Source organism: Pseudomonadota bacterium, assembly GCA_039714795.1.
In the GTDB taxonomy this organism is placed as follows: domain Bacteria; phylum Pseudomonadota; class Alphaproteobacteria; order JAGOMX01; family JAGOMX01; genus JBDLIP01.
This window is the reverse complement of the sequence record JBDLIP010000104.1, coordinates 1-6,591: the sequence shown is the minus strand read 5'-3', so window position 1 is coordinate 6,591 and position 6,591 is coordinate 1. Positions and strand designations below refer to the sequence as shown.

Annotated in this window: 4 protein-coding genes and 1 tRNA gene; 4 read left to right on the top strand and 1 reads right to left on the bottom strand. The window is 46.1% G+C overall.

The window, feature by feature from the left end; genetic code table 11:
* Positions 1 to 212: 212 nt before the first annotated feature.
* A tRNA-Met gene (locus tag ABFQ95_07080) sits at positions 213 to 289 on the bottom strand.
* A 152-nt stretch (positions 290 to 441) separates the two neighbouring features.
* Between ABFQ95_07080 and gloB the strand changes: the two genes are divergently transcribed.
* The 4 genes from gloB (at position 442) to ABFQ95_07060 (ending at position 6,525) form a co-directional block, all read left to right on the top strand.
* Complete coding sequence (gloB, locus tag ABFQ95_07075; protein MEN8237283.1) at positions 442 to 1,224, top strand: hydroxyacylglutathione hydrolase; 783 nt, start codon at positions 442 to 444, stop codon at positions 1,222 to 1,224.
* A gap of 234 nt (positions 1,225 to 1,458) precedes the next feature.
* Positions 1,459 to 1,917: a hypothetical protein gene (locus ABFQ95_07070; GenBank protein ID MEN8237282.1), complete on the top strand. Its 459-nt coding sequence runs from the start codon at positions 1,459 to 1,461 to the stop codon at positions 1,915 to 1,917.
* A 9-nt stretch (positions 1,918 to 1,926) separates the two neighbouring features.
* Positions 1,927 to 4,011, top strand: a complete 2,085-nt coding sequence (recG, locus tag ABFQ95_07065) for an ATP-dependent DNA helicase RecG (protein MEN8237281.1) — start codon at positions 1,927 to 1,929, stop codon at positions 4,009 to 4,011.
* 93 nt (positions 4,012 to 4,104) lie between these two features.
* A complete protein-coding gene (locus tag ABFQ95_07060) occupies positions 4,105 to 6,525 on the top strand; it encodes a tetratricopeptide repeat protein (protein ID MEN8237280.1) in 2,421 nt (806 codons plus the stop codon).
* Positions 6,526 to 6,591 lie beyond the last annotated feature (66 nt).

Below are 6,591 nucleotides of genomic sequence, written 5' to 3'. Positions count from 1 at the left end.
ACTTGCAAGCATAATCGCAGATAAGCCTCGGATACCCAATTGTCATTCAACACGGATCTGAATGGACGATCTACCCTGACATTTGGAGAAGATACCTCGCAGTCTATCTGAAAATCTTTTGAGCAAATCTCAACCCCCATCCAAAAGTATACCCGGGGTATACCCAGCACATTTTTACGATTTTGGAAATTCCTTCAATCCCTTGCCAGGATTGGTTGCGGGGGTAGGATTTGAACCTACGACCTTCAGGTTATGAGCCTGACGAGCTACCAGACTGCTCCACCCCGCGGCAACAGACTTAATCGACTTGTGATTAATAGCCTGAATATATTGGAAACGCAAGAGAAAACCTTGCAAATTCGATATTTTCTTACCAAAAACAACAACACTGAGTTTGACACACACACCCAATCCACGTCACAATAACAAAAACAAGGGAGAATTCACGTGCTTGATATCATCCAAGTTCCCCTGCTGCGGGACAACTACGCCTACGTTTTACACGACGCTGCTTCAGGTGAAACAGCCGTGCTTGATCCATCTAGCTCCTTGCCGATACTCGAGCTGCTTGAACAAAAAGGTTGGCGCCTAACCTACATTTTAAACACGCACCACCATTTTGATCATACCGGTGGCAACGAAGACATCAAGGCGCGCACGAGCTGCAAAATCGTTAGTTCTTACACGGATCGAGAACGCATTCCAGGTGGAGCCGATATGACCCTGAAAGAGGGAGATGCGATCTCTATAGGGTCATCGACCGCCAGCATTCTAGAAATTCCAGGTCACACGATTGGTGACATTGCCTTTTATTTTCCTCAAGAACAAGCTGTATTTTGTGGTGACGCACTGTTTTCTTTGGGATGCGGCAAGATGTTTGAAGGCACTCCTGAACAAATGTGGAACTCACTGCGCCGGCTGGCTGATTTGCCCAGAGACACAAAGCTTTATTGCGGTCATGAGTACACCCAAGCCAATGGCCAGTTTGCGCTTTCGGTTGACCCGCACAACGATGCATTGAAGAATTATTTGCATCAAGTGGAGGACTTGAGACGCGAGGGGCGACCAACTGTGCCTTCAACTATTGCCATCGAAGTGGCAGCTAATCCTTTCCTGCGAGCCCCAGCAATTGTCAACGAATCCGGGGAGCTAGGCATCTCACCTGCACCACACGACGCCTTTGCACACCTGCGCCACAAAAAAGATCAATTTGTGACGCAGTAACAACTTTTAGACTCTTTTGCGTTTTGAGTGGGTAATCTGATTAGGAAAAAATCTCCTTACCCACTCAAAACGCAAAAGAGCCAACTTTTATAGGCTTTATTCGGAAAAGAACAACTTCTTCGCAGTTATCCCACTTTCATAGAACCTCACCTATCACCGAATAACCCATTGCATTTTTCACCAAAATGTCGCATTAACAAAGTCAGACGAACCGATAATGATCAGGAGATCGAGATGAGATTAAGAATTATATTTTCAAGTGTTGCGGTGATTACTGTAGTGACCTCGTCTGCGTTTGCAGAGCAAGCTCCTATTTCCTTGACCCCTAAGGGAGAGCAACCTCGAGAGTATCCCCAAAACACGCAAACTGGCCACACTGGCCACAGAGCAAATCAACGTTTGCAAAGTGCTCTGACTGCCGAGCAGCGCGCAGGGGCTTATCGTTTTCCTGCAACCCGTGCAGAACTTGAGCAAGCGGCCAACGACTGCCAAAAGCAGGTGCAAGCCCTCTACTCTGAACGCAGTCAGGTGGAACGCTATCGTCTACCTGAGTTTCAACGCAGCATCGGTGAAGCACAAAGACGTTGCCGCAATCTGGTAAAACTTGCCGAAACCATCAAGCTAGCCGATGAGCAATTATACAGCTATCAACAAAGTCTGGGGCAAGCAGAACGCGCTTTTTCAGCTGGATAGAGGTACCCGGTGCGACCTGTCCTACTTCATGAGTTGTTTCACTCAGTTACCCGTTTTAAAGGGGTTGGCCCTAAGTTTGCAGGTTTTTTAAAGAAGCTAGGCTGCCGGCACCTGGTGGATCTCTATTGGCACATGCCTGTGGGATGTACACGCCGGCGCTGGGTTCAGCGTTTGGGGGATGCCCAATATGACGAAATAATCACCATTGTCTTAAAGGTAATGGCACACCAACCGCCCGATATCCCACAGAGCCAGCAACCCTATCGCGTCCGCTGTATTGACCGCGATGGGCGGGAAATTGATCTGGTGTATTTTCATGGGGGTGGATCGTATCTGCTGCGCTCGCTGCCCATCGGGCGCACTTTGTTGGTCAGCGGTAAATTTGAAAGCTTTTATGGCAAATGGCAAATGACCCATCCTGATTTTACTGGTCCTATTACTGAGCGCGAAAACTGGCAGGGAGCCGAACCCGTCTATCCCCTCACCCAAGGCCTCAGTCAAAAACAGCTGATTAAAATCATCGCCCAAGCCCTGCCGCATTGCCCCGAGCTACCGGAATGGCTAGAGCCATCCATGCTAGCGCATGAGCATTGGCCAAGCTGGCACCAGGCCATTGCCCAGGTTCACAGTCCGCAATCAGACCGAGATCTAGATCCACAACACCCAGCTCGCAGACGTCTGGCTTATGATGAACTACTCGCCAATCAATTGGCATTGCTGCTGATTCGCCACTTTCAAAGGCGGCAATCGGGATCGACCTTTCGAGGCGACGGGCACCTACGGCGCAAATTGATCGCACAACTTCCCTTTGAGCTGACTCCATCTCAGTCCCAGTCCCTCAAGGAAATATTTGCAGATATGGGCAGCAACGGTCGGATGGTGCGTTTACTACAAGGAGATGTGGGCAGCGGCAAAACCGTTGTTGCCATGTTGGCCATGCTCAACGCCGTCGAATGCGGCACTCAAGCTGCTCTATTGGCGCCTACCGAAATTCTAGCACAGCAACACGCCGCCACCCTTACCCCTTGGGCTGAAGCGCTGGGCCTGAAAGTTGGTTTGCTGACCAGCAAGGGCAAAGGTAAAAAGCAAGTGCTTGAAGAGCTTGATTCCGGCGAGATTCATATTGCTGTGGGGACACACGCCTTAATTCAGGAAGGTGTAGCGTTTAAAAATTTAGGTATTGCCATTGTTGATGAGCAACACCGGTTTGGAGTTGACCAGCGTTTAAAAATTGGCAAAAAAGGCGAAAAGATCGACATGCTGATTATGACCGCCACCCCGATTCCTCGCACCCTGGCCCTGGCCGCTTATGGAGATTTGGCGACCTCCAAGCTAACCGAAAAACCGGCCGGCCGCCAGGAGATTGCAACACGGGTAATGCCACTCACGCGGCTAGATTCAATTGTTGAAAAGCTAAAGGAAGCGATGCAAAAAGGCCGTAAGGTGTATTGGGTGTGCCCACTGATTGAAGAATCGGAAGCCCTGGATTTGGCTGCTGCGCAAGATCGTTATGCAGCGCTATTAGCCCATTTTCCAGGTAAAGTAGGACTGGTGCACGGCCGGATGAAATCAGCTGAAAAAGATGAAGTTATGCAGAGTTTTATCCAAGGTAACATCCAAATTCTGGTAGCCACCACAGTCATCGAAGTCGGCGTGCATGTGGCTGATGCAACTATTATGATTATCGAACATGCAGAGCGCTTTGGACTGGCACAACTGCACCAATTACGGGGTCGCATTGGCCGAGGTTTGGAAGCTTCCACCTGCGTGCTGTTGTACGATGGCCCTTTGACCGAGTCGGCCAAAGCACGATTGAAGATCATGCGCGACACCAACGATGGATTCCTCATTGCCGAAGAAGACTGGCGATTGCGTGGAGGCGGCGATACCTTGGGGTTTCGTCAAAGCGGTCTGCCATCCCTTAAAGTCGCCAACTACACCTTTCACCAAGAACTGCTGACCCGCGCTCACAAGGAAGCCGAACTGATTATCAAGCAAGATCCAGATCTTGACTCTGCTCGCGGCCAGGCGCTGCGAACTTTGCTTTATTTATTCGAGCGCGAACAAACCGTAGGGTATTTGCTGGCTGGTTGACCCCTAATGCCGAAAACCCTGGGGTTTGTCTTGACAAAATATGTGATCCTCCCTATTTACTATATTATTGATTATTAATATAGAGTAAAGATAATGCGATTTTTCTACCTTATAGTTTCTGTATGTTTTTTAGCACAACCTAGCCTGGCAACAAACCGGGCTGAACCCTGGGAACGACGCTCAGATTTATGGCGCGGGATTCATCTCTTTGAAAATCGAGAGTTCGAAGCCGCTGCCGAGATTTTTAAAAATTATAGAAAGGGCTGCCCCATGGCTTATCGTTACTATGAGGACCTCTACTTAAAGGATTTCTTAACAGAAAAACCAATAGAACATAAAGAAATTGTTAATTATGAACAGTTTAAACACATATATACCCTTCCAATTTTCAACAATTCTCGTGCGGTCATCGAAGCTAAAAAACACATGGGCAAAATAAGCTTGATGCTGGCTATAACACATAAAAATTTACAATGTTACAGTAAAGGAAAGTTATTAGAAGAGTTATCAAGCAAATTAGCCCGTTCGATGAAAATCCCTACAAAGACTACCTTAGACAACTATTTCCATAGTAATGATCCACGCTCTATTTTGGCTGCCGTAAGGCTTGCTCCAAAACTAAATCGCAAGTTATTAGGTGTTCCCTACCAGCACATCGCAAAAAAACTAAAAGAGCATTTAACAACAGAGAAAAAAACGAATGAAGTTTTTTTCAAGCTTTTTTCTTTTTACAATAAAGAACATCAAGAACTTTCAAGGTACTTCCTTAATTATGCAGCTGGGTTTGGTCATGTAGAGGCACAACTTCTGTGTGCGCAATTCTCAAAAACTGATGAATGTGCGGCTTTTGGGTTTGGACAAGCAGCTCTTAATGATGATTGCACCGGAATATCTGAATTAGCTATGCGGTTTGAAAAAGGGTTGGGGGTTCAGCAGGATCCAAAAAAAGCCTTTGCTTACTACCGGCAAGCTGCGGCACATCCGCAAGCAATTGGAGCTAATTTTTATACTCTAGGCGTTTGCTATAAAAATGGTATCGGGACTAAAATTAATTTAGAGCGTGCACTCGAGAATTTTATTCAAGGCGCGAATCAAGGTGATGCTTTAGCTGCCAAGTATGCCGCGCGTTTGTTGCATTACCGGCAGCAATTTAGCAGGGCCTATCCTTACTTTGTACAAGCTGGTCAATTGGCTGACGATGACCGTCTCTGGCTGCACTTTCCGAGCGGTACAACAGTTTCAGAAAAATCACTAAAAGCAGGAATCAATTTTTGGTACGACAAGGCCTGCCAAAATGAGCGAATCGCCCAGGAATTGTTAGCTGAACTTATTTTATGGGATCTAGCGCGTCTAGAGCAAAATATATTTGGGGTTTTTGACGTTTTAGAATGTGTTGCATGGCTTGAAAAGTGGGTTGATGCAACGGAATTCCCAGTAAAAAGCAAGCGCCGCTTAAACGCGATTCTTGGAGCTTACTACTATAATAAAGGATATAATAAAGGATCTGCTGAGGACCATCGGGCTGCGGTACCTTATCTAGAAATTGCAAGAGAGTTGGGAGATCCTGACTCCTGTTTAAGGTTGGCATCTATGTATAATGGAGCTTTAGGCATTGACCGTAATGTGACAAAGGCAATGGGCTATTACTCAAAGGCTACTGAACGCCCCGAAAAATGGGGTCCTTATGGAACCTTGTTGATGAATGCGCAGGTTTTGGATTCATTGAGACCTATCTACGATAAAAAGGCACAAGTACAATTTGAAGAGGTCATTAAGCTTGAAGCTAAAGATGGATTTTACTGTGACGCCTGCTATAACCTTGCGATTTTATATCTTTACAACCGGGTAGGTAAAGATATGACAATTGTCGAGCGGCGGGAAAAAACAGAAAACTTGCTGCTAGAAGCAGCCAAACTCGACGATGTTGCCGCCCAACTTTGGCTCGGAATCTACTATTGTGACCAGATTTCTACTGGTGAGAGTCCATTGCTTTTGGCAGCGTCGTACCTTGTGGCACCAGATTCAAGTGAGGAATCAGAGGCAAGTGAAGAGACTCAGCTCAATCAAGGACACCTAAGACCCAAGAAGGGAAATCACGAAGAAGCCGCGGTTTGGTGGGGGAAAGCTGCAAAGCAAGGATCCATTTGCGCAACAGTAAACCTATGCATTTTGAGGTTATCTGAGGAAAACTCACTGGAAAAAGCAATTAAATTATTAGAGAAACTTTATAACCGGAAGTATATTTATGCAAACTTGTCCTCAGAAGAGCAAAAAGCAGTCCTCAATGCAACTGTGTTGGGTAATAGTTTGTATATATTGGTGCAGGATGGGGTTTTGAATGTAACCCGGAATATTGACTTCTTAAGAAGAGATCATGAATCTATCGAAGAAATAAAAAATAAATTACATAGTAGTAAAGAATATCAAGCTATGCTTCAGGAGTATAAGGAAGAACCCAGTGATTCGGACGATGAATCAACTGTATCTTCTCCATATCTCCGGGTAACCCCATAATAGATGCCCCACATTTCAAAAAAAGTTGCATTTTTTTCAAAATAGTTCTTGACAGCATTTTAGTGA

What these genes read in the sequence shown, in the direction of transcription:
- ABFQ95_07070 (MEN8237282.1), top strand. Translation starts at nt 1,459, where the DNA reads ATGAGATTAAGAATTATATTTTCAAGTGTTGCGGTGATTACTGTAGTG.
- ABFQ95_07060 (MEN8237280.1), top strand. Translation starts at nt 4,105, where the DNA reads ATGCGATTTTTCTACCTTATAGTTTCTGTATGTTTTTTAGCACAACCT.